Source organism: Staphylococcus pasteuri (assembly GCF_030547725.1).
GTDB classification, from domain to species: Bacteria; Bacillota; Bacilli; order Staphylococcales; family Staphylococcaceae; genus Staphylococcus; species Staphylococcus pasteuri.
In genome coordinates, this window is record NZ_JAUOQO010000006.1 from 82,128 (window position 1) to 106,300 (window position 24,173).

23 protein-coding genes, 1 pseudogene and 1 riboswitch are annotated in these 24,173 nt (G+C 32.6%); of the genes and pseudogenes, 11 read left to right on the plus strand and 13 right to left on the minus strand.

The features are described from left to right. Nucleotides 1-83: 83 nt before the first annotated feature. Nucleotides 84-1,382: a lipoteichoic acid stability factor AuxA gene (auxA, locus tag Q4528_RS08045; RefSeq protein ID WP_029055534.1), complete on the minus strand. Its 1,299-nt coding sequence runs from the start codon at nt 1,380-1,382 to the stop codon at nt 84-86. A gap of 154 nt (nt 1,383-1,536) precedes the next feature. On the opposite strand from auxA, the gene graF reads away from it, so the two are divergent. The 5 genes and pseudogenes from graF to Q4528_RS08070 all read left to right on the plus strand — a co-directional run. Beyond that, nucleotides 1,537-1,671, plus strand: a complete 135-nt coding sequence (graF, locus tag Q4528_RS08050; protein ID WP_017637048.1) for a glycopeptide resistance-associated protein GraF — start codon at nt 1,537-1,539, stop codon at nt 1,669-1,671. Nucleotides 1,672-1,949: 278 nt separating this feature from the next. Then, nucleotides 1,950-2,051, plus strand: a riboswitch (TPP riboswitch). 86 nt (nt 2,052-2,137) lie between these two features. Continuing rightward, on the plus strand, nt 2,138-2,713 hold the full coding sequence (locus Q4528_RS08055; protein WP_017637047.1) for an ECF transporter S component: 576 nt from the start codon (nt 2,138-2,140) through the stop codon (nt 2,711-2,713). Between the two features lie 12 nt (nt 2,714-2,725). Further along, nucleotides 2,726-4,129, plus strand: coding sequence for an ABC transporter ATP-binding protein (locus Q4528_RS08060; RefSeq protein WP_046466547.1), 1,404 nt, complete (start codon nt 2,726-2,728; stop codon nt 4,127-4,129). Next, nucleotides 4,122-4,928, plus strand: a complete 807-nt coding sequence (locus tag Q4528_RS08065) for an energy-coupling factor transporter transmembrane component T family protein (protein WP_017637045.1) — start codon at nt 4,122-4,124, stop codon at nt 4,926-4,928. Before Q4528_RS08060 ends, Q4528_RS08065 begins: the two co-directional genes overlap by 8 nt. A 476-nt stretch (nt 4,929-5,404) precedes the next feature. Then, nucleotides 5,405-5,766 (plus strand): annotated as a pseudogene (locus Q4528_RS08070) (hypothetical protein); the annotation flags it as partial. On the opposite strand, the gene purD reads toward Q4528_RS08070, so the two are convergent. From purD to purE, 11 genes are read right to left on the minus strand one after another with little or no spacing between them, the layout of a single operon-like run. Continuing rightward, nucleotides 5,730-6,968 carry a phosphoribosylamine--glycine ligase gene (purD, locus tag Q4528_RS08075; RefSeq protein WP_303521188.1) on the minus strand — a complete coding sequence of 413 codons (1,239 nt, stop codon included), beginning with the start codon at nt 6,966-6,968 and terminating at the stop codon, nt 5,730-5,732. The pseudogene Q4528_RS08070 and the gene purD sit on opposite strands and share 37 nt — an antisense overlap. A 27-nt stretch (nt 6,969-6,995) precedes the next feature. Beyond that, nucleotides 6,996-8,474 carry a bifunctional phosphoribosylaminoimidazolecarboxamide formyltransferase/IMP cyclohydrolase gene (gene purH, locus Q4528_RS08080; protein WP_303521190.1) on the minus strand — a complete coding sequence of 493 codons (1,479 nt, stop codon included), beginning with the start codon at nt 8,472-8,474 and terminating at the stop codon, nt 6,996-6,998. Nucleotides 8,475-8,491: 17 nt separating this feature from the next. Continuing rightward, nucleotides 8,492-9,058 (minus strand): phosphoribosylglycinamide formyltransferase, encoded by a 567-nt coding sequence (purN, locus tag Q4528_RS08085; protein WP_046466545.1) that lies wholly within the window; start codon nt 9,056-9,058, stop codon nt 8,492-8,494. A gap of 2 nt (nt 9,059-9,060) precedes the next feature. After that, the gene (gene purM / locus Q4528_RS08090) at nt 9,061-10,089 is read right to left on the minus strand and encodes a phosphoribosylformylglycinamidine cyclo-ligase (protein ID WP_029055540.1); all 1,029 of its coding nucleotides are present in this window, start codon (nt 10,087-10,089) and stop codon (nt 9,061-9,063) included. Then, a complete protein-coding gene (gene purF, locus Q4528_RS08095) occupies nt 10,082-11,566 on the minus strand; it encodes an amidophosphoribosyltransferase (protein ID WP_046466544.1) in 1,485 nt (494 codons plus the stop codon). The genes purM and purF overlap by 8 nt, the downstream gene beginning before the upstream one ends. After that, on the minus strand, nt 11,545-13,734 hold the full coding sequence (gene purL, locus Q4528_RS08100) for a phosphoribosylformylglycinamidine synthase subunit PurL (RefSeq protein ID WP_017637039.1): 2,190 nt from the start codon (nt 13,732-13,734) through the stop codon (nt 11,545-11,547). The genes purF and purL overlap by 22 nt, the downstream gene beginning before the upstream one ends. Next, complete coding sequence (gene purQ / locus Q4528_RS08105) at nt 13,727-14,398, minus strand: phosphoribosylformylglycinamidine synthase I (RefSeq protein ID WP_303521198.1); 672 nt, start codon at nt 14,396-14,398, stop codon at nt 13,727-13,729. The genes purL and purQ overlap by 8 nt, the downstream gene beginning before the upstream one ends. 1 nt (nt 14,399) lies before the next feature. Continuing rightward, nucleotides 14,400-14,660: a phosphoribosylformylglycinamidine synthase subunit PurS gene (gene purS, locus Q4528_RS08110; protein ID WP_017637037.1), complete on the minus strand. Its 261-nt coding sequence runs from the start codon at nt 14,658-14,660 to the stop codon at nt 14,400-14,402. After that, nucleotides 14,660-15,364, minus strand: a complete 705-nt coding sequence (gene purC, locus Q4528_RS08115) for a phosphoribosylaminoimidazolesuccinocarboxamide synthase (protein ID WP_017637036.1) — start codon at nt 15,362-15,364, stop codon at nt 14,660-14,662. The genes purS and purC overlap by 1 nt, the downstream gene beginning before the upstream one ends. After that, nucleotides 15,364-16,491 carry a 5-(carboxyamino)imidazole ribonucleotide synthase gene (gene purK / locus Q4528_RS08120; protein WP_017637035.1) on the minus strand — a complete coding sequence of 376 codons (1,128 nt, stop codon included), beginning with the start codon at nt 16,489-16,491 and terminating at the stop codon, nt 15,364-15,366. The genes purC and purK overlap by 1 nt, the downstream gene beginning before the upstream one ends. Continuing rightward, nucleotides 16,478-16,960, minus strand: coding sequence for a 5-(carboxyamino)imidazole ribonucleotide mutase (gene purE / locus Q4528_RS08125; RefSeq protein WP_017637034.1), 483 nt, complete (start codon nt 16,958-16,960; stop codon nt 16,478-16,480). Before purE ends, purK begins: the two co-directional genes overlap by 14 nt. Before the next feature lie 199 nt (nt 16,961-17,159). Between purE and folD the strand changes: the two genes are divergently transcribed. After that, on the plus strand, nt 17,160-18,017 hold the full coding sequence (gene folD, locus Q4528_RS08130) for a bifunctional methylenetetrahydrofolate dehydrogenase/methenyltetrahydrofolate cyclohydrolase FolD (protein ID WP_029055544.1): 858 nt from the start codon (nt 17,160-17,162) through the stop codon (nt 18,015-18,017). 79 nt (nt 18,018-18,096) lie between these two features. Here the strand turns inward: folD and Q4528_RS08135 are convergent, their stop codons facing one another. Continuing rightward, entirely contained in the window at nt 18,097-19,242 is a 1,146-nt protein-coding gene (locus tag Q4528_RS08135; protein WP_017637032.1) for a globin domain-containing protein, read from the minus strand. A gap of 261 nt (nt 19,243-19,503) precedes the next feature. Here Q4528_RS08135 and Q4528_RS08140 point away from each other — a divergent pair, with 261 nt between their 5' ends. From Q4528_RS08140 to qoxD, 5 genes are all read left to right on the plus strand, one after another. Beyond that, nucleotides 19,504-19,821 (plus strand): DUF5011 domain-containing protein, encoded by a 318-nt coding sequence (locus Q4528_RS08140; RefSeq protein WP_029055545.1) that lies wholly within the window; start codon nt 19,504-19,506, stop codon nt 19,819-19,821. A 284-nt stretch (nt 19,822-20,105) separates the two neighbouring features. Then, nucleotides 20,106-21,224 (plus strand): cytochrome aa3 quinol oxidase subunit II, encoded by a 1,119-nt coding sequence (gene qoxA / locus Q4528_RS08145; RefSeq protein WP_017637030.1) that lies wholly within the window; start codon nt 20,106-20,108, stop codon nt 21,222-21,224. Further along, complete coding sequence (gene qoxB / locus Q4528_RS08150; RefSeq protein WP_017637029.1) at nt 21,224-23,212, plus strand: cytochrome aa3 quinol oxidase subunit I; 1,989 nt, start codon at nt 21,224-21,226, stop codon at nt 23,210-23,212. Before qoxA ends, qoxB begins: the two co-directional genes overlap by 1 nt. After that, nucleotides 23,202-23,807: a cytochrome aa3 quinol oxidase subunit III gene (gene qoxC, locus Q4528_RS08155; protein ID WP_046466541.1), complete on the plus strand. Its 606-nt coding sequence runs from the start codon at nt 23,202-23,204 to the stop codon at nt 23,805-23,807. Before qoxB ends, qoxC begins: the two co-directional genes overlap by 11 nt. Further along, nucleotides 23,804-24,094 (plus strand): cytochrome aa3 quinol oxidase subunit IV, encoded by a 291-nt coding sequence (qoxD, locus tag Q4528_RS08160; protein ID WP_017637027.1) that lies wholly within the window; start codon nt 23,804-23,806, stop codon nt 24,092-24,094. Before qoxC ends, qoxD begins: the two co-directional genes overlap by 4 nt. Nucleotides 24,095-24,173 lie beyond the last annotated feature (79 nt).

The following is a 24,173-nucleotide window of genomic DNA, read 5'->3' on the forward strand; positions in this document are numbered from 1 at the left end:
TAAGAAGGAACTGTAACCCGCTCAAAAATACGTATTATTATTGTTAACGATACATATCTATTTCATGCATAACTTCAATTGTATTATTTTGGTTTATCTCTTAATTGCAATGAGTATGCAATTATGATTGCAATTAACATTAGTAATAGCGTCGGTGTAATAAACACTGATAATAATAATCCATGAACCATAATATTCATAAATTCGGTTAATAATTTGAAGAATAAAATGCTTCCCATAAATAATTGAAGATAATAGAATTTACCTCTTAAGAAATAAGTTAATGTTGTCGCAATATATACAATGATAATAAATAACAGCAATAACAATGTTACCCATTCAATCACATATTGTGTTTGAGATAATTCCCATTCACCTGATAAGAATAAGGCGTTTCTGTTGTTAAATTCTAAAAATGTAAAGAAGAAAATAACTACACCGCAGAATATTTCAACATACATTGGTTTAATCCATTTAGGTTTTCTCATCCAATTTGGAATATCATCTTCCTGGATATCAACAATATTTTTAACTTTTTCTTTAAACTTATCTCTTTTAGTTCTAATTTTTTCTAAATCGACACTTCTTCTAGTATTACGTGCATATTCTGTTGTCTTATCTTGAAGTTGTTTTAAGTGAACTTTAGTTTGATTTGAAACGTTACCTTTACTTGTTCTTGATAATTCTGGTTCTTCTTCCCCTAATTCTTGTTTCGTTAGCGGTAAAGCTCGTCTTAAGAATAAGAAGTTCCAAATAGACATTTGTCCTAATAACCACATGATGATAAAGAATGTATTCACACTTAAAATATCAATAGATTCAATTTCATTAGAGTCAATACGACCATGCAATGCAATTTGTGTAATAAGATAGCTGATACCATATGATACGATTATCCACATATAGTGACTTTTTCGATTATTACTATTTAATTCATCTTTATAAACGATATAACCGATATGAATGATGAATGGAATAATAAATACGATACCGAAGAAACCATATACTTGCATCATTAGAATTAAAGTTATTAGGAAATACATAATCCCTATAACTAAGAAGAAAATAGAAATATCATAGTCATACTTAATTGTTCTAAATAATGTATGACCGAGTAACATAACTAAGATACCAAATAAAATAATGATAATGGCACTTATTATTGGGAAGCTCCCTATAAATCTACTCATCACTTTTATGATTTCAGCGAAAAATGCATTCAGGAATTCCCATATATTATGTACATGAGTATTTACCTTCTTATCACCATTTAATTGTTTAATAAGTGGTAAATTGATTAATATAATGAGTCCTGTGAAAAGTGAAACGATACCGATAATATAACTAAATATAATCTCGGTGTGTTTCTTAAGAAAAGACATACTATTCACCTCAAAAGTTATTATATATGAAGAACTTCTTCTTGTCTTTAATAAATCACTAAATACATCTATAGACCTAGAAAAGTTTAATATTAGCATAACTGGGTAAAAGTAGTATGTAAACAAATAAAACACAATTAGGGGTGGATTTATTATGAGTAACGAAGAATTAAATAAAAAATCAGCTGAAAAAGCAAAAGAAGCAGAAGAAAAATTAAAAGAGCAAAAAGAAAATAAATCTGATGATATTGAGCAAACTAAAAAAGATATCGACGATGCATTAAATTAATAGTTGACTAAATTTTAATTATACAGATAGGCACTTGTAATGAATTTAAGAATAAAGCTATGTAGATAGGTAATACTATTTACATAGCTTATTTGTATTTTGATAAATTAATTTGAGATACCCTTTCTTTTAAAATTATTGTTCTAAAATCTTCTTTTTCCATGAATTGTATTTGTTGTCTATAAGTATATTAAATTAACATCAATTTATACTTTTATATTCTATACCACCTTGACATTCTTCACGAAAAAACTTACATTAAAGACAAATTAAATTAATGAACGCACTAGGGGTGTTTTGAACTGAGATGAGGTTAACCCTCAAACCCTTTGAACCTGATCTAGCTAGATACTAGCGTAGGAAAGTGTAACTAACAGAAGATATAAACGTATGTTTAGACATATTCTTATGTTTTACGCACAACTTTCCTAGAGAAGGTTGTGCGTTTTTTAGGAGGATGTTTTTTATGTCAAAAGGTTTAAAACTTTCTGAGATACTAGTGACAGTGCTTATCTCTGTTATTTTTGCAATCATTTATAATTTATGGTGGTTGTTTTACAATGTTGCTCAAGTTGCTGGCTTACATCTTGAACAATTAACGTATGGCGTTTGGTTTATGGCTGCAGTAGTTTGTTATTTAATTATACCTAAACCAGGTATCGCCTTACTCGCTGAATTTGCAGCTGGTGCTGGTGAAACAATTGTTATGGGGAAATTTGATATTCCGACAATCGTATATGCACTTTTACAAGGTTTAGCATGCGAAATTGTATTCGCTATCTTTAAATATCAATCTCGTTCAGTTATGGTTGCTATTTTAGCTGGATTGGTTACAGCACTTATTTCATTCCCTGTCGATTACTATTACGGATATTTAAACGAAGTTGCCGGATGGAATTTAATTTTATTTATTGTTTTTCGTGCACTTAGTGGCATCATTATATCTGGTTTACTTTCTTACTTATTAGTAAAAGCATTGGATCAAACTGGTGTAACTAAATTATTTAGACCCGCATCTAAAGATGACTACGATTCATTATAAGGGGATTTTAAAGTGCTAAAAGTTACAAATTTACGTTTGAAGTACCCAAATGGTCACCGAAAAATATTCGATGATCTTAATTTAGAAATTAAAGACAAAGAAAAAGTATTATTGCTCGGCCCTTCTGGTTCTGGTAAAAGTACACTACTCCATGTATTAAGTGGCATCGTACCAAAATTAATTGAATTACCTATGAAATATGACACTTTAGAAATCAATGACCATAATGGCGTTATTTTTCAAGATCCAGATACACAATTTTGTATGCCTAAAGTTTATGAAGAATTAGCTTTTGTATTAGAGAATAGACAACTTCCTAGAAAAGATATGGATGAAGCTATTGAAAATGCATTAAACTCAGTAAACTTAAATGTAAATGAAACAACACAAATTAATCATCTAAGTGGCGGCATGAAACAAAAACTAGCAATTGTAGAAACAATTTTGCAACAAGCTGATACCCTATTTTTAGATGAACCTACTGCTATGTTAGATGTAGAAGCTACAGAAGATTTATGGCAGCGACTAATAGACCTATGGCAAGATCAAACGGTTCTGATTGTAGAACATAAAGTAGAACATATTTGGCAACATGTAGATAGAGTCCTATTGATGAACTATGAAGGTCAAATTATCGCTGATGGTAGTCCAGAACATATTTTACAACATTTTGAACATCTGCTAAGTGAATATGGAGTATGGCACCCTAAAGCATGGAATTATGCCCCAGAACCGAAAAAAATAACGCCATCTACACAACAACAATTATTTAAATTTAATGATGGAGAAATACTTCGTAGTAAGAAAACTTTATTTAAAGTAGACCAATTATCAATAAATTCTGGGGAATGGATTACAATTACTGGAAAAAATGGTACTGGTAAAACGTCTTTATTAGAGTCAATATTACAGTTAATTAAATACAAAGGTATAATGACATACCAAAATCAAGAATTACATAAAATCAAAGATGCATCCCAACATATGTATCTTGTATATCAAAATCCAGAACTACAATTTATTACTAATTCAGTATATGAAGAAATTTTTATTCATTATAATCATTTAGATTCAACTCATGCAGATGAGAAAACATTACAACTATTAGAATTGCTTAATTTAACTAATGTAAAAAATCAACACCCTTATGAAATTTCAATGGGACAAAAACGTCGATTAAGCGTTGCAACAGCGTTAAGTTCTGATGCAGACATCATCTTACTTGATGAGCCTACGTTTGGATTAGATAGCCATAATACTTTCCAATTAATCGAACTATTTCAAGAAAGAGTTTCTAAAGGACAAAGCATTATTATGGTAACGCACGACCCTGAAATCATTAAGCGCTATCCAACTAGGAGATGGGCGATTAATAATAAGCAATTAACAGAGATTGAAGGTGAACAACATGTTTGAACACTGGAAAATCCGACATACCTTCGTAGATGATGTTAATATTATTACCAAACTTATATTAGGTGTTCTGTTATTTTTCTTTATTATTTTTATTCATAACTTTGATTTCATGATATATATCGTAACACTTATGTTCATTTTTTTAATTATATTTAATGGAACTGAATTTAAAATAACTGGTACTTTTATATTAGTAACTACATTCTTTGCCTTACTATCATCATTATTTATGATTTTATACGGTGATGGAAATCACATATTGTTTAAATTTGGAATTATTCAAATTAGTACAGAAAGTATTGTTCGCGGTATTCATTTATCACTTCGTACGATTACAGTATCTATGTTTGGTATTCTAATTGCATTAACTTCACAAGTTGTTATGATTTTTTATAGTTTAATGCAACATTTAAAAGTCAAACCTAAAGTAGCATATGCATTTATGGCTGCAATAAGAATGATTCCATTAATTATTAGTTCATTAATTCAATTAAGACGTTCTTTAAAAATGAGATACCAAATTATCGATAAATCAAATTATCGAGGATTTAAACGATTAAAACATTTAATTATTCCATTATTAAGTCAGAATATTAGACGTGCCCATCAATTATCTGTTGCAATGGAATCTAAAGGATTTAAAGATGGGCCTAGAACATATTACTATAGAGCACCTTTCTCATATAAAGATCTTATATTTATATTGAGTTTATTAGTCATTATTGGGCTATCTTATTATTTATCTACTACATTTCCTATCACAGGCATTCATGATGTTCGTATAGGTAAATTAGAATAATTTATTTTATCCATTCAATTCACATAAAAAAGTAACTAGGCTGGGAAATAACTCCCAAAATAATAGCACTAAGGTGATCTATTTTAATCATCTTAGTGCTTTCTTTATATCCAATACTTCGTATTGTATGGCTACGCTATGCCCAACTTGCTTTGCTTGTAGAAACTGATTTAATCAGTTTCTCTGTGTTGGGTCCCTTCCGATGGTACAGTTTCAGCCAGAAATTCTACATAGATAAATCTGTGGGAATTTCTAAGGTCTTCAACTTGTACTGTTCCCTCAGGAGTCTTGCCATAAATACTACGTATTTATATGTAATTTTACGCTAATATACTCAAAAAAACTCTTTCGTATAATTTAGTAAACACAACTAAACTTAATTAACGAAGAGTCTTCTGTATAAAGACTAAAACAAGACTCAACTTACATTACCAATGGGAACTTCAATTATTATTCCCACACATGAGTCTAATTAATTGGTAATCATAGATGAATTTAATCAAACATCATTGATAACTTATGGCATGTTTATTAAAGGTAAAGCTAAAAATATAAAAGTTACATGTTTAATACTCAAAATTGGGACTATAACGAAAGTAATCTATAGTCAAAGGAAAATAGATGTAGAACCATTTTTTGGATTAATGTAGTAGCTCAACGAGCTGAAAATAATCAAAATAACAATGAAAAAGGTAATTTCTATATTATTTCAATAGAAATTACCTTTTTTCATTTGTCCAAGAACTTTATGTCCCGGACCTTTTTTGCATTTTATAAACTGTTAATCAGAGTACGGTGTCATTACTTTAGTGCTTTATTACCAATATCGTTTCTATAGAATAAATTATCACTATTAATTTTTTCAACATTTTTATAGGCTTCTTGTTGTGCTTTAGCTAAATTGTCTCCTTGTCCTATAGCTAATATGACACGACCTCCTGAATTAACGTATTGATTATTTTCTTTTTTCAAGCCACTTACATAATAGTTCTGATTCAATTCGAATCCACTTACTTTATGCCCTTTTTCATAATGACCTGGGTAGCCTTTAGAGGCTAACATCACACCAACTACAGATTCATCTTTCCATTCTAAATGAATCTCGTCACCTTTATCTAGAGCGATGATATGATCCATCAAATCACTTTTCATACGTGTTAATAATACTTGTGCTTCTGGATCGCCAAATCTTGCATTAAATTCAATGACTTTTGGTCCATCTTCGGTAAGAATAGCTCCGATATATAACAAACCGAAGAAATGATAACCTTCTTCAGCCATTGCATTAGCAATAGGTTGAGCTATTTCATCATTCGTTCTTTTTAGTATATCTTGGTTAATATGTGGTACTGGACAATATGCACCCATACCACCCGTATTAGGTCCTTCGTCATTATCATATGCACGCTTATGATCTTGCGCAATACAATCAAAAGGTATAGCTCTTTTACCATTAACAAAGGTCATGACTGAGAACTCTTCACCTTCTAAGAACTCCTCAAATACTACTGTACCAGAGTCCTCACTAAACATTTGATTCACAGCTTCTTTAGCATCATTTCGATTGGTAGCTATAACTACCCCTTTACCAGCTGCTAAACCATCTTTTTTTATCACAATTGGTAAATAGCAATGATTAACATATGTTAATGCCTCGTCTTTATTATCAATTTCTCTATATTGAGCTGTTGGAATATGATATTTATCCATAATTCTCTTTGCAAAAGACTTAGATCCTTCTATTTGAGCAGCATCACTATTAGGCCCAAATACTTTAATTTGATGTTCTCTTAATAAATCAGGCAGACCATCAATCAGTGGTTGTTCAGGCCCAATCACGACCCATTCAATTTGATGTTGAGTTACAAATTCTAAAATACCTTCATTATCATTTTCCTTAATATCTGTATGAATTTGTGCAACATTTACCATAGCTTCATTACCAGGTATAACATGCACCTGATCAACTAATGGAGATTGATTTAATTTATTTGCTAATACATGTTCACGACCACCAGCACCTATAACGAGTACGTTCATGAATTTACTCCCTTCATGTTTTAACTTTTAGTGTTTAAAATGACGCATACCTGTCATTACCATTGTAATTCCATATTTATTTGCCATATCAATCGACGCTTGATCTTTAATTGAACCACCAGGTTGAATAATCGCTTTAATGCCATTTTTAGCAGCTAATTCTACTGTATCGTCCATTGGGAAAAAGCCGTCAGATACTAAAGCTACATTATCATTAATTTCTATTGCTCTTTCTAATGCAATTTTAGCTGATCCAACTCGGTTCATTTGGCCTGCACCAATACCTACTGTTTGTTTTTCATTACTTAAGATGACAGCATTACTTTTAACAGCACTTACAACTTTCCAACCTAATAACATCGCATTCCATTGCTTTTCTGTAGGTTGAACTTCAGTTGCAACTGTCATTTCTTCACGACTAACTTCGTAATTATCTTTATCCTGTACTAAATATCCACCAGATACCGATACAAATTCTTCTTCTCTATTATCAATCGTAGTATCTATTTCTAATAATCGAATATTTTTCTTTTGAGTCAAAATTTCTAGCGCTTCATCTGTAAATTTTGGTGCGATAACTACTTCTAAAAAGATTGAATGTAACGTTTGAGCTAATTCTGCCGTTACTGCACGATTTAGCGCAATAATACCACCGAATATCGATTGATTGTCTGCATCAAATGCATTTTGAAAAGCAAATTCTATAGATTTTCCAATACCAACGCCACATGGATTCATATGTTTAACAGCTATTGTAGCTGGTTCTTCAAATTTCTTTACTAATGACAGTGCTGCATCTGCATCTTTAATATTGTTATAACTTAATTGCTTACCATGTAATTGTTTAGCACCTGCAATAGTATGTTTAGCATTAGATGTTCTTACAAAATAAGCTGATTGTTGTGGATTTTCTCCGTAACGTAATGTTTCTTTATTATCTTTGAAGAAATTAACAATTGCTTCATCATATTGAGTCGTATGTTCAAATACTTTAATCATTAGTGATTTACGGTATGCTTCATCCAATTGGTTGTTTTTTATTCTATTAATCACTTCATTATAGTCTGACGGATGAACAATTGTAGTGACATGTTTGAAATTCTTAGCTGCAGCTCTTAACATCGTCGGACCACCAATATCTATATTTTCGATTGCATCATCTTCCGTTACATCAGGATTTTCAACTGTTTTTTGAAATGGATAAAGATTAACAACAACTAAATCTATAAGATCAATATGTTGCTCTTTTAATTGATCTAAATGTTCTTGTTTATCTCTATCAGCTAATATGCCTCCGTGAACTGCAGGATGCAATGTTTTAACACGACCATCCATGATTTCAGGAAATTGTGTGAGTTCTGAAACAGATTTCACATCAACTTGAGCTTCTTCTAAAATTTGTTTTGTACCACCTGTTGAATAAAGTTCATAGCCTAAAGAGTGTAATGATTTTGCAAATTCAAAAATACCGCTTTTATTTGAAACACTTAAAATTGCTTTTTTCATTGTTTTGTAATACTCCTCTATTGAATGATTTTTGCAATAACGCTCGGATATAATTCGTATTCTAATTGTTTAACTCTTTCTTCCAAGTCTTCTTTAGTATCGTCTGTTTTAATATCACATTGTCTTTGTTCAATAATTTCTCCCGTGTCCATACCGCTATCAACATAATGTACTGTAGATCCTGTTACAATATCTCCACTACGATATGCCTGTCCTATTGCGTCAATCCCCTTAAATTTCGGCAATAATGAAGGATGGATATTTAAAATTTTATGTGGAAACGCATTTAATATATCTTGTCCTATTAATCTCATATAACCTGCTAATATTATCCATTGAACCCCTTCTTCGGATAATAATGTCAGTAAGTGTTTTTCATATTGTGATTTAGATTCAAAGTCTTTTGGTTCATTGATATGTACTTTGATGCCTAATGCTTTCGCACGATCGATGCAGTATGCGTCATTATGGTCTGTATATAGTGCTGAAATTTCAATATGCGATAAAATTCCATTTTGTACTTGTCGTACTATATTTTCAAAATTGCTACCAGAACCAGAAGCAAAAATCGCTACTTTAATCACATTTATACCCCCTGAATGTGAATTGGTTTACGGTCATCTTTGATAATACGACCAATCTCATACGCATCTATATTTTGTTCTTTTAACACTTTTAAAGCCTGCTCTTTGTCATTTTCATTCACAATGACAGTGTAGCCAATACCCATGTTAAAAATGTTATACATTTCATCTGTACTTATATTTCCTTCTTTTTGCAACCAGTCAAAAATAGCTGGCGTTGGAAAAGCATGACTATCTATGTCCGCTGCAAGTCCTTCAGGTAATGATCGTGGAATATTTTCATAGAATCCACCACCTGTAATATGATTCATGGCTTTAATTGAGACATGTTTCTTCAATTCAAGAATCGGTTTAACATATAATTGAGTAGGAGCTAAAAACGTTTCTAAATAGGTACTATCTCCAAACGAATCGTTTAAATTAATACCTGACTTTTTGATTAATTGTCTAACAAGACTATAACCATTTGAGTGTATACCATTCGAAGCTAACCCGATGATGACTTGTCCAGGTTTGACTGCTGATCCATCAATATAATCTTCTTTTTCAACTGCACCAACAGCAAATCCGGCTAAATCATATTCACCTTCGTGATACATTTCGCCCATTTCAGCTGTTTCTCCACCTATTAATGCTGTATTGGTTTCTTCACATCCATCGCTGATACCTTTTACTATTTGTTCAATAATTTCAGGCACGACTTTATGTGTTGCAATATAATCTAAGAAGTATAGTGGTTCGGCACCCGTTGTTAAGATATCATTGACACACATTGCAACTGCATCTATTCCAATAGTGTCATGTTTGTCGTTGTCGATTGCTAATTTTAATTTGGTACCAACACCATCTGTACCCGATACGAGTACAGGTGCTTTCATATTAAGTTGGGACAAATCAAATGTTGCACCGAAACCACCCAATCCTCCAATAACTTCTTTACGCAATGTTCGTTTAACATGACTAGACATTCTTTCTACCGCTTCATAACCTGCGTGAATATCAACACCTGATTGTTCGTATGCTTTAGACATTTATATTTCCCTCACTATCAAAATAATGTTTATTTTTAGTAATATATTCTTTTTGGCGTTTACTTAAATGCTTTTTATAATTTTCTTCATAATCAAACAATCCTGCTGGATAATCTCCGGTGAAACTTTCTACACATAAGCCATGATATGGTGCATCATAATCTAAACCAATAGATTCAATTAATCCATCTACGCTAAGATAAGCAAGTGAATCAGCACCAATATACTCACAAATTTCTTCAGGTGATTTACTAGCTGATATGAGTTCAGCAGTTGTTGACACATCAATGCCATAAAAACTTGGAAACATGAATTCAGGAGAAGCAATTCTGACATGGACTTCATTTGCACCTGAATCTTTTAACATTTTGACAATTCGTTTAGATGTAGTACCTCGTACGATTGAGTCATCGACTAATATAATATTTTGACCATCTACGATATCTTTAACTGCAGATAATTTAACTCTTACACCTTGCTCACGTAATTGTTGGGTAGGTTGTATAAATGTACGAGCAACATATTGATTTTTTACAAGCCCCATTTCATATGGAAGTCCAATTTCTTCTGCATAACCAGTAGCTGCTGACAATGAAGAATTAGGTACACCAATAACCATATCTGCTTTTACAGGACTTTCTTGTGCTAAACGCTTACCAGATGCTTTACGAACGGCATGAACATTTTTTCCTGCAATAGTAGAATCTGGTCTTGCAAAATAAATATATTCCATAGCTGAAATAGCCGTATTAGTCTGTCGTGTATAAGATTTAACATGAACCCCTTCATCGTTAATAATGACGTATTCTCCTGCATGTATATCTTGAACAAATTCAGCACCAAGTACATCAATGGCACATGTTTCGCTAGCTATAATATAAGTATTATCCTGCATTTTCCCAACTACTAACGGTCTAATTGCATTAGGATCAACAGCCCCATACAATGCATCTTTCGTAAGGATAGCAAAAGTGAATCCACCCTTAATTTGACGTAAGCTTTCTTTAAGTGCTTCTTCGAATGTTGGTGCTTTACTTCTTCGTATTAAATGCATGATTACCTCTGTATCAGAAGAAGAATGGAATATCGCACCATGTTTTTCTAAATTTTGTCTTAAAGATTTAGCATTAATCAGATTACCGTTATGACATATCGCAACACTCATATCATAAAAGTGATATAAAAATGGTTGTATATTTTCAATGCCTTTATTTCCAGAAGTTGCATATCTGACGTGACCTATGGCGTGATTATAGTCTTTTAATCTAGCTAATTGATTATCTTTAATTGCTTCCGTTAGTAAGCCAAGACCTCTTTCACCAACTAATTTTTCGTGATTAGAAGCTACAATACCGGCTCCTTCTTGTCCTCTATGTTGTAAACTATGCAGCCCCATATAAGTTAATTGTGCTGCATCAGGATGATTCCATATGCCAAAGACACCACATTCCTCATTTAATCCTGAGTAGTTAAACATTGGTGAATTGCTCCTTCCCAAACATGTTTAATATCCGTTACTTCTTTGGTAATTTTAGTTTGTTCATTTGATACGTTAAATTGATTTGTATGTGTTAACTGACCAATTTCAATAGCACCATCAATATTTAAAGATTGATTTGCTTTAACCGCTACAATATATCTACCTTGAGATTCACTAAATAATTGTGGATTAGATACATTTACATGAGCTTCAAGTCCTAAATCATAATAAGCACTCATTTTAGCTAATGTAATTAATAGGCCACCTTTACCTACTGTTTGCACATGTGATGCAATTCCATTTCTAATGGCTTCTTTAATGGCTTCTCCTTTTTCAACTTCTTTACTTAAATCGATAGATTCAAATTCGTGATTGACTGAACCATATATTAATTTTTCAAGTTGACTGCCACCAAAATCATTACGGGTTTCTCCAACTAAATAAAGTTTATCTCCAGCTTGAGGTTTAAAATCAGTTAAGTAATCAATATTTTCAATTAAACCAACCATACCTACTACAGGTGTTGGGAATATAGAGGTACCTCTAGTTTCGTTATAAAGAGAAACATTTCCTGATACAACTGGTGTATTTAATACGTCACATGCTTCTGCCATACCTTTAGTAGAATCAATTAATTGTTGATAAATTTCTTTTTTCTCTGGTGAACCATAATTCAAGCAATCTGTCATAGCTAATGGCGTCGCACCGACAGCAATTAAATTGCGATACGCTTCAGCAACCACCATTTTCCCGCCTTCATAAGGTTGATTGAATACATAGCGTGCTTCCCCGTCAATTGTTGAAGCAATGGCTTTATTCGTTCCTTCTACTCTAACAACTGAAGCTTGTAAACCTGGCTTAACAATCGTATTTGCACCGACTTGTTGATCGTATTGTTCATACAAATGTTTTTTTGAAGCAATTGTAGGATGATTTAATAATTGATTGAATGTAGATTCAACATCAATTTGACTGTAATCATTTTTAGAAGTGTTGTATTCCTTTTCTTCACCTTCAAGTACATAAACAGGAGCTTCATCAGATAATGGTTGAACAGGTATATCCGCAAATACTTCATCTTCATACGTTAATACAAAACGATCAGTGTCAGTTACTTCTCCAATAATTGCACTATCCAATTCATGTTTTTCAAATAAATCTAGGAATTTTTGTTCTGTTCCTTTTTCTACAACTAGTAACATTCTTTCTTGTGTTTCAGATAGCATCATTTCATATGGAGAAATACCTGGTTCTCTTGTGGGAACTTGATCCAATTTTAAATGAAGACCGCTTCCACCTTTAGCAGCCATTTCTGAAGATGATGAAGTTAATCCAGCTGCACCCATATCTTGTATACCAACTAATTCATCAAAAGTGATAGCTTCTAAAGTTGCTTCCATTAATTTTTTACCAACAAATGGATCGCCAATTTGTACAGATGGTCTTTTACTTTCACTTTCTTCTGTCAATTCTTCAGACGCAAATGTAGCACCGTGTATACCATCTCGTCCTGTTTTCAATCCTACATAAATAACAGAATTTCCTACACCTTTAGCTGTCCCTTTTTGCACCATGTCATGATCGATAATACCTACACACATCGCATTAACTAACGGGTTGCCATCATAGCGATCATCAAATTCAATTTCTCCGGCAGTCGTTGGTATCCCAATACAATTACCGTAACCACCAATACCACTAACGACACCTTTAAGTAACCTTTGATTTTGTTTATTTGATAATTCACCAAAACGTAAACTATTTAATAAATTAATTGGACGAGCGCCAATGGAAACAATGTCTCTGATGATGCCACCTACGCCAGTTGCTGCACCTTGATACGGCTCTATAGCAGATGGATGGTTATGAGATTCAACTTTAAATACTACTGCTTGTTTGTCACCAATATCTACAACCCCTGCACCTTCACCCGGTCCCATTAATACATGTTCACCTGATGTTGGGAATTGTTTTAAAAATGGCTTCGAATGTTTGTATGAGCAATGTTCACTCCACATAACTGAAAAGATACCTGTCTCAGTAAAATTAGGTTCTCTACCTAAAATCTCACAAACTTTATCATATTCTTTATCGCTTAATCCCATATCTTGGTATAACTTTTCTAACTTAATCTCTTCAATACTTGGTTCGATAAATTTAGACATTTTGTTCCCTCCAACTATTTACCATTGCTTCAAATAATTTGACGCCACTATCAGTACCTAATAATAATTCCATTGCTCTTTCTGGATGAGGCATCATACCACAAACATTTCCTGCTTTATTAACTATCCCTGCTATATCATCATATGACCCATTAGGATTATCTGTATATTTCAAAATAATCTGATTATTTTGGCTTAAATCCTTATAAATTTCTTCATTACAATAGTAATGTCCTTCTCCATGTGCCACAGGATAAACAACAATTTCGTCTTCGTTATATAAATTAGTGAAGGGTGTTTGATTATTAACTACACGTAGTGATTCATTTCTGCTAACAAACAAATGTGAATCATTATGAAGTAATGCACCAGGTAGTAAACCAATTTCAGTTAGAATTTGGAAACCATTACATACCCCGAGTACTGGTTTACCTTCATTTGCTAATCTTTTCACTTCATTGATGACTGGAGCTACACTTGCCATAGCACCTGATCTTAAATAATCTCCAAAAGAGAATCCACCAGGAATAAGTACACCATCGAACCCTTCTAAAGAGGTAGTTCTATAATCAACATATTCCGCTTCAACACCTGATTTAATTGCAGCATTATGCATATCTCTATCACAGTTTGACCCTGGAAATACAAGAACAGCAAATTTCATGTTATGCATTCTCCTTTTCATCAATCACTTTATAGCTATATTCTTCAATAACTGTATTAGCAAATAATTTTTCACTTAATGTTGTAATAATGTTATCAACAGCCTCATCAGTTGCTTCATCGACAGTCATATATAATAACTTTCCTACTCGAATATCATTCACTTGGTTATAACCTAAATCATGAACAGCTCTGTTTAATGCTTGTCCTTGTGTATCTAATACCTGTGGTTGTAACGTTACGTGTAATTCAATAGTTTTCATTATTTTAAATCCTCCAATTTATTTAAAAATGATTGATATGTTTCAATTAGTGATCCAGTGTCATTTCGATATACATCTTTGTCAAAATTTGTATCAGAATATTTGTCCCATATTCTGCATGTATCTGGGGAAATTTCATCAGCTAATAAAATATTTCCAGTTTCTGTAATGCCAAATTCAATCTTGAAATCAACAAGTCTTAATTCCATTTCATTCATTAATTTAGATAATATTGTATTAATATCTAATGCCATTGATTTTAAAGTGTCGATTTGTTCGTTATTAGCAATATGCATTAATTTAATGTGATCCTCAGTGATAAGCGGATCATTTAAATCATCATTTTTATAGAAGAATTCGACTAATGGCTCATCAAAAACGTAACCTTTTTCAAAACCTAATCTTTTAGTAATTGAACCTGCTGCTATATTTCTAACTACGACTTCTAATGGAATAATTTTTACTGATTCTACAAGTTGCTCTGTTTCTGATAATTGTTTTATAAAATGACTTTTCAATCCATTTTCGTTTAAATAATTAAATATAATAGAAGTAATTTGATTGTTTAATTTCCCTTTGCCTAGCATCGCATCTTTTTTAGCACCATTACCGGCAGTGACCTCGTCTTTATATTCCACTCTTAATTCATTAGGTTTATCAGTAGAATAAATTCGTTTTGCTTTACCTTCATATAGTAATGACATTAACCTTCTCTCCCCTCAAAACGCTTTAACATATCTTTTTCAGTTTCATCGATATCATTAGTTAGTATTGTCATATGGCCCATTTTTCTATTTGGCTTACGTTCAGATTTACCGTATATATGTACATGCCATTCTGGATGTTCTCCAAATTCATGTTCTAATAAATCTAAATCTTTACCTAATAAATTCATCATTACTGCTGGTTTTAAAACTTCAATTTGCTGGGGTAATGATTGTCCAGTTACTGCTAATATATGTGTATCAAATTGTGAATAATCACATGCTTCAATAGAATAATGTCCTGAATTATGTGGTCTAGGTGCAATTTCATTAACATATAAGTGATTGTTTTCATCAATGAAAAATTCAACAGTAAAAGTGCCGACAAAGTGAACTACGTTAGTTATCTTCTCTACTTCTCTCTTTGCACTTTCAGTTTTATCAGATCTTGCTGGAACAATTGTTTTAAATAAAATTTGATTTCTATGTTCATTTTCTTGTAGTGGGAAATAAGTGATTTGTTGATGATTACCGATTGTAACAGTAAGTGAAACTTCTTTATCAATTTCCAGAAATTTCTCAGCTACACATTCTTGTTTCGATATGATAGTTTCTGCTTCTTCTAAATCTTCTTCTGTCTTGACCAATACTTGTCCTTTTCCATCATATCCACCAAAACGCGTTTTAACTATAAATGGATAACCTAATTCTGATACGGCATTTGATAAATCATCTTTATTTTTTATAGAGGTATAAGGAACAATTTGTGTGCCCGCTTGCTCCAAAGTTTGCTTTTCAGTTAATCTATCTTGAAGTAATTCAATCGCTTGATAACCTTGAGGAATATTATATTTATCTGTTAGCGATTTAAGTTGGTTAGCTGATATGTTCTCAAATTCATAAGTGATGACATCTGCACTATCTCCAAGTTGTTGTAACGCTTTTTCGTCATCATACTCAGCATGTATAAATTCATGGGCAACATATCTACATGGACAATCAATATTAGGATCTAAAACAATAACTTTATATCCCATTTTTTGTGCTGATTGTGCCATCATTTTACCTAGTTGGCCGCCTCCGATGATGCCAATAGTAGCGCCAAATGATAATTTATTGAAGTTCATTTTGCATTTCCTCCACTTTTTGTACGAGAGATTTTTCATAATTTTCCAAATTTTTACGAACTGAAGAATGACTAATACCGAGAATTCTCGCTGCTAATATACCTGCGTTTTTAGCGCCAGATTTACCAATTGCTGTTGTCGCTACTGGAATTCCACCAGGCATTTGAACAATTGATAGTAAAGAATCTAAGCCCTTTAAACTTTTCGATTCTATAGGTACGCCTATAACTGGCAATGTAGTCATTGAAGCAACCATACCTGGTAGGTGTGCTGCTCCACCTGCACCAGCAATAATTAAGTCGTAGCCGTCATTAACAGCATGACTTGCAAAATCTACCATTAAATGTGGCGTACGATGTGCTGAAACTACTTTCTTTTCATACGGAATTCCAAATTCTTCAAGCATATTGCAACTTTCTTTCATAATTTCCCAATCGGAAGAACTACCCATAATGACTGCAACTTTCACAATGTACACCCTTTCAAAACTTTGGATTTATTTGTCTTTAAGTTGTATATTACAGATATAGCATAACAATCATTATATGCTTTTTCAATCAAAAATCGAACTTTGATTGAAAATTTTAATTAAATTTACGTCTTTTAGCTATTAAATGACGTATTATTAATGTTAAAGTTAAGTTATTAAATTATTAGGAGGAGATATTGTGGTAGCAAAGCTATTAGATGGTAAACAAATCGCAAAAGATTATAGACAAGGATTAAAAGAACAAGTGGAAGAGCTTAAAACAAAAGGTTATACACCAAAATTGTCTGTAATAATAGTTGGTAATGACGGTGCCAGCCTAAGCTATGTGAAATCAAAAAAGAAAGCCGCTGAAAAGATTGGTATGATTTCTGAAATTATTCATTTAGATGAAGATACATCTGAACAAGACGTGTTATCTGAATTAGAACGTTTGAATAATGATGATTCTGTCAGTGGCATTCTTGTTCAAGTCCCTCTTCCAGAGCAGGTAAGTGAACAAAAAGTATTAGAAGCTATTAATCCTGAAAAAGACGTAGACGGTTTCCACCCTAGTAATATTGGTAAGTTATATATTGATGAACAAACATTTGTACCATGTACACCACTTGGTATTATGGAAATTTTAAAACATGCAGATATTGATATTGAAGGCAAAAATGCAGTAGTAATCGGTAGAAGTCATATCGTTGGTCAACCTGTTTCTAAACTGTTATTACAACAAAATGCTACAGTGACTATTTTGCATTCTAGATCAAAAGATATGGCAAGTTTTGTTAAAGATGCAGATATTGTCGTAAGTGCAGTTGGTAAACCTGAATTAGTAACAAAAGATATGGTTAAAGAAGGTGCTGTCATCATCGATGTAGGTAATACACCTGATGAAAATGGAAAATTAAAAGGCGATGTCGATTTTGAAGAAGTTAAAGAAGTTGCTGGCGCTATTACTCCAGTTCCAGGAGGCGTTGGTCCATTAACAATCACTATGGTATTAAACAACACTTTATTAGCAGAAAAAATGCGCCGTGGTATTAAATAAGTTTTGACTTTTAACATATAAATAAAAGCCGAAGAAAATGTTTCTTCGGCTTTTTTAATGTTTTGTTTTTATTAATATTTTATACTTGGAAACTTAATTTAGGGATAAATGTTTCATAGTGAATTTTATTTGTGTCTATATCAAGTTCTTTTATAGATTTAATAATTGATTGAATGAATGATTTACCACCACATACATATATTTCTGTATTTTCATCGATCCATTCTTTTAAATCTTCGCTACCAATATATCCATTTTTAGTTTTATCATGTAGCATATATGTTGCATTGTCACTGCCATTAGCAATTGTTTTTAGTACAGAAGAGAATGGCGCATCATTAATATCATTTGTAACTTGTACAAAACGAGTAGTGCTATCATTATTAACTACTTCATTAAACATAGATACTAGTGGTGTTACACCAATTCCTGAACCTAAGAATAATTGTTTATTGTCTTTTTCAACTACGTGGAACGGACCAACTGGTGCAGATAAATTGATGTCGTCGCCTTCTTTAAATTCGTCATGTAATATAGTAGAAACTTCACCTTCATGTTCAGTAGTTACATCACGTTTAACTGCAAATGTTAAATAATTTTCGTCACCTTTAACTATTGAATAGTGTCTTTTTGCTCTATATGGCATTTTTTCACTACCTACATCAACAGTAATATATTGACCAGGTACAAATTGGCTTAAATCATAGTCTTTTGAAGATACTGTAAATGCTTTAATATCAGAAGAAACTTCTTCAATTGTTTCAACTTTAAATGGTTGGAATCCATCCCATAACATTTCTGCATAAATATCTTTTTCAACTGAAATAAACACATCTGCAATTTCTTGATATGCTTTTTTCCATGTTTTGATAATTTCATGATCATCATCTAAACCAACAACTTGTTTAATTGCTTCGATCAAATTTTCACCAACAATATCATATCCAGCTGGTGGTACTTGTAAGCCACAGTGTTTATAGGCAATTCCTTTAACTACAGGTAAAATAGCTCCAAGATTATCTATATTTACAGCTGCTGCTAATACAGATTGAGCTAATGCAGTAGATTGTAATCCTGTTTTTTGGTTTGTTTGGTTAAACATATTTCTTAATTCTGGATGTTGATTTAACATACGACCATAAAATTTCGAAGTAATTTCTGTACCTTTATCCTGCAATACAGGCACCGTTTCTTTGACGACTTCTTTTTCTCTTTCACTTAACATAATTTCCACTCCCACTAATCTAGAATTAAAATTAATTCAATTTGCATATTCATTCTAATCCTATGTTAATTGTATATGCAATATAATGTAGAAATGTTCACATATCGTTCAATTTACAAAAGCTTAATTAAATTTTTTCTTATTATATGTTTTAAATAATTAATCAATCAGGTATATTAAGACTATAGTATGATGTATTATTCTGAAAATTAAGGTATATTATAAATAAATCATAGTCGACTAATATTCGGAGGTTACTTTATGAACAAACTAATACAGTCATTATCAGCTATCGGAGTATCTGCTACTTTAGTCACACCGAATTTAAATGCCGAAGCTACAACTAATTCTGAACCTCAACTTAGAGGTGTTAATGATATGATTATTGAACAAGGCGAAGATTATAATTTATTAAAAGGAATTAGTGCTTATGACAAAGAAGATGGCGATTTAACTCATAAAATTAAAGTCGATGGCGATATTGATACTAATAAACCTGGTACATATAAAGTTAAATACAAAGTTACTGATTCAGATGGAGCACAAAATACAACAGTTAGAAATATCAAAGTTAAATAACAAGATACTTAAGTTGAGATTATTTCTCAACTTTTTTTATTTTTCTGAATTATTGTTTTTTTAGACTAAAAACGCTTTTATTTATTGTATTTTCACAAATTTGTCCTTTTTCACAAAATGTACACATAATTTTAACAAATCTTACAATCCCCGTCATATCTCAAACTTTTTAAAATTTTTGGCTTATATTAATAATTTTTTTCTTCTAGGTACTTGTAAATATTGTGTAATAACTTAAAATTAGTGGTAAGCCCTACATTTGTAGTATTAGGAGGTCAAAAAAAGTGTCAAAATTTAAGTCTTTGCTTCTAATGGTCGGAACCCTAATTTTACTTAGTGGTTGTTCGAACATTGAAGTTTTTAATGCAAAAGGGCCAGTAGCAAGTAGTCAGAAGTTCTTGATCATCTATTCAATTATCTTCATGCTTGTTATTGTTGTCGTTGTTCTTTCCATGTTTGCATTCTTCATCTTTAAGTACAGTTATAGTAAGAATGATGAATCTGGTAAGATGCACCACAATTCTTTAATTGAAACAATTTGGTTTGTGGTACCTATCATTATCGTTATTGCTTTAGCAATTCCAACTGTTAAAACATTATACGATTATGAAAAACCACCAGAGAAAGACAAGGACCCACTTGTGGTTTACGCAGTAAGCGCTGGTTACAAATGGTTCTTTGCCTACCCAGATCAACACATCGAAACTGTTAATACGTTAACAATTCCAAAAGATCGTCCAGTAGTATTCAAGTTACAATCTATGGATACTATGACAAGTTTCTGGATTCCACAATTAGGTGGTCAGAAATATGCCATGACTGGTATGACTATGAATTGGACATTAACAGCAGATCAAACAGGTACTTTCAGAGGTAGAAACTCTAACTTCAATGGTGAAGGTTTCTCACGTCAAACATTTGATGTAAACTCTGTAAGCCAAAGTGATTTCAACAAATGGGTGAAAAAAGCTCAAAGTAAGAAAACGTTAGATCAAGATACATTTGATAAACAAATCTTACCAAGCACACCTAACAAAGAATTAACGTTTAATGGTACGCATATGGCGTTCGTAGATCCTGCAGCTGATCCTGAGTATATCTTCTACGCATACAAACGTTACAATTACGTTCAAAAAGATCCTAACTTCGTTGATGAAAAAGATCTTTATAAAGACGTAAAAGATAAACCAGTCAAACCAGCTCGTAAGGTTACAATTTCAAATGCTAACTATAAACGTCACGGTATGACACCAATGATTCTTGGCAACAATGAAAAATACGACAATGAATTCAAGAAGAAAGAAAAACACAATTCTAAGGAAATGGAAAAAATTTCCAAAGAAGCTAAAGACGGTAATGCGTCTAAAAACAAAGAAAATGATGATCATGGAGGTGGACATTAATGAATTTTCCATGGGATCAATTACTAGTTAAAGGTAACTGGATGATTACGATGGCACAAATCGGTGCACCATTCTTAGTTATCGGCCTTATCGCAGTAATTACTTATTTCAAATTATGGAAATATCTTTATAGAGAATGGTTCACATCCGTAGACCATAAAAAAATCGGTGTTATGTATTTAATCTGTGCCGTATTAATGTTCGTCCGTGGTGGTATTGATGCGTTAATGCTTCGTACTCAATTAACTGTTCCAGATAACACATTCTTAGAATCTAACCACTACAATGAAGTATTTAGTACACACGGCGTTATCATGATTATTTTCATGGCTATGCCTTTCATCTTTGGTTTATGGAATATTGTTGTTCCATTACAAATCGGTGCACGTGATGTTGCCTTCCCTGTAATGAACAACGTAAGTTTCTGGCTATTCTTTGCTGGTATGATTTTATTCAACCTATCATTTATCGTAGGTGGATCTCCAGCTGCTGGTTGGACAAACTATGCACCACTTGCTGGTGAATTTAGTCCTGGACCAGGTGTCAACTACTATCTAGTTGCTATCCAAATTTCCGGTTTAGGTACGTTAATGACCGGTATTAACTTCTTTGTAACGATTTTAAGATGTAAAACACCTACAATGAAGTTTATGCAAATGCCAATGTTTACTGTAACTACATTCATCACTACATTAATCGTTATCTTAGCCTTCCCTGTTCTTACAGTGGCTTTAGCGTTAATGACAGTCGATAGAATATTCGGAACAGCGTTCTTTACAGTAGCTGATGGCGGTATGCCTATGTTATGGGCTAACTTCTTCTGGGTATGGGGGCACCCTGAAGTATATATCGTTATCTTACCTGCATTTGGTATTTACTCTGAAATTATTCCAACATTTGCGCGTAAACGCTTGTTCGGACATCAAAGCATGGTCTGGGCAACTGCTGGTATCGCGTTCTTAAGTTTCTTAGTTTGGGTTCACCATTTCTTCACAATGGGTAATGGTGCTTTAATTAACTCATTCTTCTCAATTTCTACAATGTTAATCGGTGTACCAACCGGAGTTAAGCTATTCAACTGGCTATTAACATTGTATAAAGGTAGAATTACTTTCGAGTCACCTATGTTATTCTCATTAGCATTTATCCCTAACTTCCTATTAGGTGGGGTTACAGGTGTAATGCTTGCGATGGCATCAGCTGACTATCAATATCACAACACTTATTTCTTAGTAGCTCACTTCCACTATACATTGGTTACTGGTGTAGTATTTGCCTGCTTAGCTGGTTTAATATTCTGGTATCCAAAAATGATGGGCTACAAATTAAACGAAACGTTAAACAAATGGTGCTTCTGGTTCTTCATGATCGGATTTAACGTTTGTTTCTTACCACAATTCATTCTTGGATTAGATGGTATGCCACGTCGTTTATACACTTATATGCCTTCTGATGGTTGGTTCTTATTAAATGTTATCTCAACTATCGGTGCTTTATTAATGGCAATTGGTTTCTTATTCTTAGTGGTAAGCATTGTTTACAGTCACATTAAAGCACCACGTGAAGCTACAGGCGATAACTGGGATGGACTTGGTCGTACTTTAGAGTGGACTACTGCATCAGCAATTCCACCTAAATACAACTTTGCTATCACTCCAGATTGGAATGACTATGACACATTCGTAGATATGAAGGAACATGGTCGTCATTATTTAGACAACCATAATTACAAAGATATTCACATGCCAAACGACACACCAGTTGGTTTCTGGATGGGAATATTCTTTACAATCGGTGGTTTCTTCTTAATCTTTGAAACAATCATTCCAGCCGCTATCTGTTTAGCAGGTATCTTCGGTACAATGATTTGGAGAAGTTTCCAAATTGACCATGGTTACCATATCCCTGCTTCTGAAGTAGCTGAAACTGAAGCACGTTTAAGAGAAGCACGTATTAAAGAAAGGGAGGCTGTAAGTCATGAGTCATGATACTAATACAATTGATTCACGTACGCATGAAGGCGAATTAAATAAACTTGGCTTTTGGATTTTCCTTACAGCCGAATTCGCGTTATTCGGTACCCTATTCGCAACGTTATTAACTTTGCAACATGGTGGCGATTACGCTGGCAAGATGACTACAGATTTATTTGAATTACCTTTAGTTTTAATAATGACATTCGCGTTATTATTAAGTTCATATACATGTGGTATTGCAATCTACTACATGCGTAAAGAAAAACAAAACTTAATGATGTTTTGGATGATTCTTACTGTACTACTAGGGCTTGTATTCGTAGGATTTGAAATCTACGAATTCGCACATTATGTTTCTGAAGGTGTCAACCCTACTATCGGTTCCTTCTGGTCTAGTTTCTTTATTCTATTAGGAACACACGGTTGTCACGTTTCAGTTGGTATTGTTTGGATTATTTGCTTATTAATTCAAATTGGAACTCGTGGTTTGGATTCATATAATGCTCCAAAATTATTTATAGTAAGTTTATACTGGCACTTCTTAGATGTTGTTTGGATCTTCATCTTCACTGCCGTATATATGATAGGGATGGTGTATAGCGGATGAATACAATCGTAAAACATACAGTCGGATTTATTGCTTCTATCGTATTGACGCTTTTAGCAGTTTTCGTAACACTATACACATCAATGAGTTTCCATGCTAAAGTAACAATTATTTTTGGATTCGCATTTATCCAAGCTGCACTTCAATTATTAATGTTCATGCATTTAACTGAAGGTAAAGATGGACGTGTCCAAATGTTTAAAGTTATCTTTGCAATTATCATAACTCTAATTACTGTTATCGGTACTTATTGGGTTATGCAAGGTGGTCACTCACACCACTTATAAAAAGTATAAAGTTCATACTTTTAGACCTACTAGCATTGCTAGTAGGTCTTTTTTACGTCAAAATAGAACTAATGATAAA

What these genes read in the sequence shown, in the direction of transcription:
- purH (WP_303521190.1), bottom strand. Translation starts at nt 8,474, where the DNA reads ATGAAAAAAGCAATTTTAAGTGTTTCAAATAAAAGCGGTATTTTTGAA.
- qoxB (WP_017637029.1), top strand. Translation starts at nt 21,224, where the DNA reads ATGAATTTTCCATGGGATCAATTACTAGTTAAAGGTAACTGGATGATT.
- purM (WP_029055540.1), bottom strand. Translation starts at nt 10,089, where the DNA reads ATGTCTAAAGCATACGAACAATCAGGTGTTGATATTCACGCAGGTTAT.
- graF (WP_017637048.1), top strand. Translation starts at nt 1,537, where the DNA reads ATGAGTAACGAAGAATTAAATAAAAAATCAGCTGAAAAAGCAAAAGAA.
- qoxD (WP_017637027.1), top strand. Translation starts at nt 23,804, where the DNA reads ATGAATACAATCGTAAAACATACAGTCGGATTTATTGCTTCTATCGTA.
- purK (WP_017637035.1), bottom strand. Translation starts at nt 16,491, where the DNA reads ATGAACTTCAATAAATTATCATTTGGCGCTACTATTGGCATCATCGGA.
- qoxC (WP_046466541.1), top strand. Translation starts at nt 23,202, where the DNA reads ATGAGTCATGATACTAATACAATTGATTCACGTACGCATGAAGGCGAA.
- purC (WP_017637036.1), bottom strand. Translation starts at nt 15,364, where the DNA reads ATGTCATTACTATATGAAGGTAAAGCAAAACGAATTTATTCTACTGAT.
- Q4528_RS08065 (WP_017637045.1), top strand. Translation starts at nt 4,122, where the DNA reads ATGTTTGAACACTGGAAAATCCGACATACCTTCGTAGATGATGTTAAT.
- purF (WP_046466544.1), bottom strand. Translation starts at nt 11,566, where the DNA reads ATGTTTAACTACTCAGGATTAAATGAGGAATGTGGTGTCTTTGGCATA.
- Q4528_RS08140 (WP_029055545.1), top strand. Translation starts at nt 19,504, where the DNA reads ATGAACAAACTAATACAGTCATTATCAGCTATCGGAGTATCTGCTACT.
- purL (WP_017637039.1), bottom strand. Translation starts at nt 13,734, where the DNA reads ATGTCTAAATTTATCGAACCAAGTATTGAAGAGATTAAGTTAGAAAAG.
- purS (WP_017637037.1), bottom strand. Translation starts at nt 14,660, where the DNA reads ATGAAAACTATTGAATTACACGTAACGTTACAACCACAGGTATTAGAT.
- auxA (WP_029055534.1), bottom strand. Translation starts at nt 1,382, where the DNA reads ATGTCTTTTCTTAAGAAACACACCGAGATTATATTTAGTTATATTATC.
- Q4528_RS08055 (WP_017637047.1), top strand. Translation starts at nt 2,138, where the DNA reads ATGTCAAAAGGTTTAAAACTTTCTGAGATACTAGTGACAGTGCTTATC.
- purQ (WP_303521198.1), bottom strand. Translation starts at nt 14,398, where the DNA reads ATGAAATTTGCTGTTCTTGTATTTCCAGGGTCAAACTGTGATAGAGAT.
- Q4528_RS08135 (WP_017637032.1), bottom strand. Translation starts at nt 19,242, where the DNA reads ATGTTAAGTGAAAGAGAAAAAGAAGTCGTCAAAGAAACGGTGCCTGTA.
- purD (WP_303521188.1), bottom strand. Translation starts at nt 6,968, where the DNA reads ATGAACGTACTCGTTATAGGTGCTGGTGGTCGTGAACATGTATTAGCA.